The 3,184-nt window shown below is 62.3% G+C and carries 7 protein-coding genes and 1 pseudogene; 5 read left to right on the top strand and 3 right to left on the bottom strand.

What is annotated here, in order from left to right; genetic code table 11:
* The 5 genes from EN993_RS33605 to EN993_RS33585 form a co-directional block, all read left to right on the top strand.
* Positions 1–214, top strand: a 214-nt coding sequence (locus EN993_RS33605) for a hypothetical protein (RefSeq protein WP_127266032.1), incomplete at its 5' end; no start/stop codon positions are given.
* Positions 214–621, top strand: a complete 408-nt coding sequence (locus EN993_RS33600; RefSeq protein WP_056593642.1) for a hypothetical protein — start codon at positions 214–216, stop codon at positions 619–621. The genes EN993_RS33605 and EN993_RS33600, both read left to right, overlap by 1 nt.
* Position 622: 1 nt before the next feature.
* Positions 623–790, top strand: coding sequence for a hypothetical protein (locus tag EN993_RS33595; RefSeq protein WP_127266031.1), 168 nt, complete (start codon positions 623–625; stop codon positions 788–790).
* A gap of 21 nt (positions 791–811) precedes the next feature.
* Positions 812–1,192, top strand: coding sequence for a YkgJ family cysteine cluster protein (locus EN993_RS33590; protein WP_127266030.1), 381 nt, complete (start codon positions 812–814; stop codon positions 1,190–1,192).
* A 75-nt stretch (positions 1,193–1,267) separates the two neighbouring features.
* Positions 1,268–1,879, top strand: coding sequence for a LysE family translocator (locus EN993_RS33585; RefSeq protein ID WP_109663387.1), 612 nt, complete (start codon positions 1,268–1,270; stop codon positions 1,877–1,879).
* 211 nt (positions 1,880–2,090) lie between these two features.
* Here the strand turns inward: EN993_RS33585 and EN993_RS33575 are convergent, their stop codons facing one another.
* The 3 genes and pseudogenes from EN993_RS33575 to EN993_RS33565 form a co-directional block, all read right to left on the bottom strand.
* Entirely contained in the window at positions 2,091–2,369 is a 279-nt protein-coding gene (locus EN993_RS33575; RefSeq protein ID WP_109663047.1) for a hypothetical protein, read from the bottom strand.
* 222 nt (positions 2,370–2,591) lie between these two features.
* Positions 2,592–2,978 carry a nuclear transport factor 2 family protein gene (locus EN993_RS33570; protein WP_127266029.1) on the bottom strand — a complete coding sequence of 129 codons (387 nt, stop codon included), beginning with the start codon at positions 2,976–2,978 and terminating at the stop codon, positions 2,592–2,594.
* A 16-nt stretch (positions 2,979–2,994) separates the two neighbouring features.
* A pseudogene (locus EN993_RS33565) lies at positions 2,995–3,184 on the bottom strand (peroxiredoxin); the annotation flags it as partial.

The raw sequence follows: 3,184 nt of genomic DNA, 5'->3' as shown, positions 1-3,184 counted from the left end.
TTCGAAGACAGTCGAACAGGCCGTGTCCTTGTTCAGCAAGACGCAAACCCAGTCGATGTCACTCAACCGCATCAATTCCGAACGCGATGCCGTCAGCGAGGCGCGGGAAGCCAAGACCGCGCGCCTGCGTGAACAGCGCCTGGAGAAGGAGGCCGATGAGTTGGCCGCCGCCGCGGCGCTGGCCGCTTTGCCGAAGCGAGCCGGAAGACGCTGATGGCTACCAAGCGCGTGCCTCCGAAACTGATCGCCGCCGACTCGACCATCGCCGACGTGGTCGAAGGCCTCAACAAGCCGGTCGAATATGTGCGCCGGGTGCTGGAGAAGCTGGAGCGCTGCAAGCGCGCCCATGGCGATGCCCAGGTGCGGCTCGGTGTGCGTGGTCGCGCCGAATGCCCGAACTACTTGATCGAGTATGTCCGCGAAGACGCCAAGACCCATGAGCGCGTGACGCATCAGGACGCCGCCTACAGCGGCAGCACGCATCGCGAGCTGGCAGTGCACCACATCGCGGAAGTCAGAAACTGGTCGCCCGAGGAAATGAACATCACGGCGGTTTCGGCGCTGATCGGCCGCCTGCGCAATCCGCGCGCACCATCATCGCGCTTCGTCGACGAGGACTGACATGGCCATAAAATTCTCCGCCAAGGACCAGCCGGCAGCCCCGGCTGCCGCCGCAAAACCGGCCAAGCCGGTTGCCGCGCCGAAAGGCGACGGGGTCGCCGAGACTGCGACCGATCTGTTCAAGTCGCCGGCCGAAGCGTCGTCGCGCAAGGCGGGCAAGAAGAAATGACAGGCAAGAAGAAATAGCGCCTTGCCGCAAGACACCGATCGCAATCCTGCCGCGCCGGGGCTGTCTGCCCTGGTGACCGCTGCAAGCCTTTTGTCGCAACGCGGCACCGCTGCTCTGTTCGACTGCCAGAGCTGCGGCGCCTGCTGTTCTTATTCGGCCGAGTGGCCGCGCTTTTCCACCGAGGATGACGCGCAGCTCGACCGTATCCCGGAGAAATATGTAGCGGCCAATCTGTCCGGCATGCGCTGCGAGGGCGTGCGTTGCTCGGCGTTGTCCGGCGAAATCGGCAGGTCGACCGCTTGCGGCATCTATGATGTCCGCCCGGATGTCTGCCGCGCCTGCATGCCTGGTGACGACGATTGCCTGATGGCACGCCGGGCGCATGGATTGCCGACAGCTTAGCAAGGTTTCCGGCGCTTGTGCGCATCCTCCTTGCTGGCTACGCTGCGACAGGGCAGGGCGTCGGAGGAAACCATCGTGAGCATCGAATTTCTGTTGACGTCGCTGATCGTCGTGGCTTCGCCCGGCACCGGCGTTCTTTACACGCTGAGCGCCGGCCTCTCGCGCGGCGCGCGTGCCTCGATCATCGCCGCTTTCGGCTGCACCCTCGGCATCATCCCGCATATGGCCGCCGCCATCACCGGCCTGGCGGCGCTGCTGCACACCAGTGCGGTCGCCTTCGAGACGCTGAAATATCTCGGCGTCGCCTATCTGCTCTACATGGCCTGGAACACGCTGAAGGAAAAGGGCGGCCTCAGCGTCGAGCAGGATGTGACGCCACGCTCGGCCGGCAAGGTGATTGCCACCGGCATCCTCGTCAACGTGCTCAATCCGAAACTGTCGATCTTCTTCTTCGCCTTCCTGCCGCAATTCGTCAGCACCACCGAGCCCAATGCGCTGTCGAAGATGCTGGAGCTCAGCTCCGTCTTCATGCTTTTGACCTTCGTTGTTTTCGTCGGCTACGGCATCTTCGCCGCTTCGATCCGCAGCCATGTCGTGTCGCGGCCGATGGTGCTGACCTGGATGCGCCGGACCTTCGCCGGTGCCTTCGTCATGCTCGGTGCAAAACTGGCGCTGGCGGATCGGTAGAAACCGGTTCGCGGATCCTGTCGTCTCTGCGCAAAATCCCTGCCCAGATAGTCAGAAGGCGAGCCTAATGCATGTCGCCCAAAAGTGACCTCGGTTTTGGGAAAACGACATGCATAAAAACAAAGACCTAAAGCGCGTCGCCTGAATCCGTTCAAACGCGACGCGCTTTAGCGCCCGCCTTCATCTGCTCTTCAGCTCTGGGCGAGGGCAGTCATTTGTTTGCGCCGCCGAGGGCCTTCAATTTTTCGCAGAACGGTGCGTATGGTTTGCTCATCGCAGCGTCCTGGCATTCCTTCATCATCATGGCCTGATCGTCCTTGGACATCGCTGCCCAGGCCGCCTTCATTTCATCGTCGGATTTCATCGTCTTCATGCCCGAATCGGTGAAAAACGGTTCCATCATTTTGGGCGAGTCGAGCGCCCCGGCAAACGCCGTGCCGCTGAAGACAGCCAATGCGAGTGCTCCAAAGCAGGTGGTTCTGATGTTCATCACACGAGTCCTCCCTAATGGTCTTTCTCGATCGTCGAATGGCGGTCGCGCTCGATTTTAGCACAGATTGAGATACCTTAGGAGTAACTCATATGGCTGCGATCGGGCGTCCTCGTACGTCAATATGGATTAGAGGAAGGCCTGCCGGCTCATCGCGCTGACTTGGTTCGCTGCACCTTCGGCGCCAGGCTGGCACCGGCGGATCGGTAGCGCCGGCCGGCGCTACCCCTTGACGTAGCCCATTGCTGCGACGATCCGCCCGTGGGCGACACGCATGAGGTTGACGCCGCGCAGCGAATTGCCGTCGGCCATGAAATAGCGCCAGCGGATCGTCGCCCGCTCGCCGGCGATGAAGGTTTCCTCGATATCGAAGCGCGTGCCGGCCTGGGTTGCGATTGCCGTCCAAAGCCCGACGCACGCCGCCTTGCCGGCATGACGGGCGCCGTCCGGCGCTGGCACGGTGTTTTCGATCACGCAGTCCTCAGCCACCAGCTCGGCGAGTGCCGAGGGATCATGGCGTTGGAATACGTCGTTGTAGCGCCGCATGATCTCGGCCGTTTGCCGTGAGAGATCGTACGCGGTTGCATCCATGACAAGCTCCTGTGTCATCTTCTTTCTCCTGGCTTCATTGGCCTTTGATGGCTTCGACGAGCGTCGCCTTGAGGGTGATCTGAGACACGCCGGCAAGGGCCCGCGAGACGAGGCAGCCTGCCTTGGCGGACTGTGCAAGGCGCTCGAATTCATCTTCGGCGAGTCCCGCGACCTCTGCCTCGGTCTCGAGCTCGACACGGGCGATCGTCGGTCCCGCCGCGGCG

The organism is Mesorhizobium sp. M7D.F.Ca.US.004.01.2.1 (assembly GCF_003997785.1).
GTDB classification, from domain to species: domain Bacteria; phylum Pseudomonadota; class Alphaproteobacteria; order Rhizobiales; family Rhizobiaceae; genus Mesorhizobium; species Mesorhizobium loti.
The sequence above is the reverse complement of the archived record's forward strand: the minus strand, read 5'-3'. Positions and strand labels throughout refer to the sequence as shown.

Coding starts and splice junctions, on each gene's coding strand:
- EN993_RS33600 (WP_056593642.1), top strand. CDS start 214: ATGGCTACCAAGCGCGTGCCTCCGAAACTGATCGCCGCCGACTCGACC.
- EN993_RS33595 (WP_127266031.1), top strand. CDS start 623: ATGGCCATAAAATTCTCCGCCAAGGACCAGCCGGCAGCCCCGGCTGCC.
- EN993_RS33575 (WP_109663047.1), bottom strand. CDS start 2,369: ATGAACATCAGAACCACCTGCTTTGGAGCACTCGCATTGGCTGTCTTC.
- EN993_RS33570 (WP_127266029.1), bottom strand. CDS start 2,978: ATGACACAGGAGCTTGTCATGGATGCAACCGCGTACGATCTCTCACGG.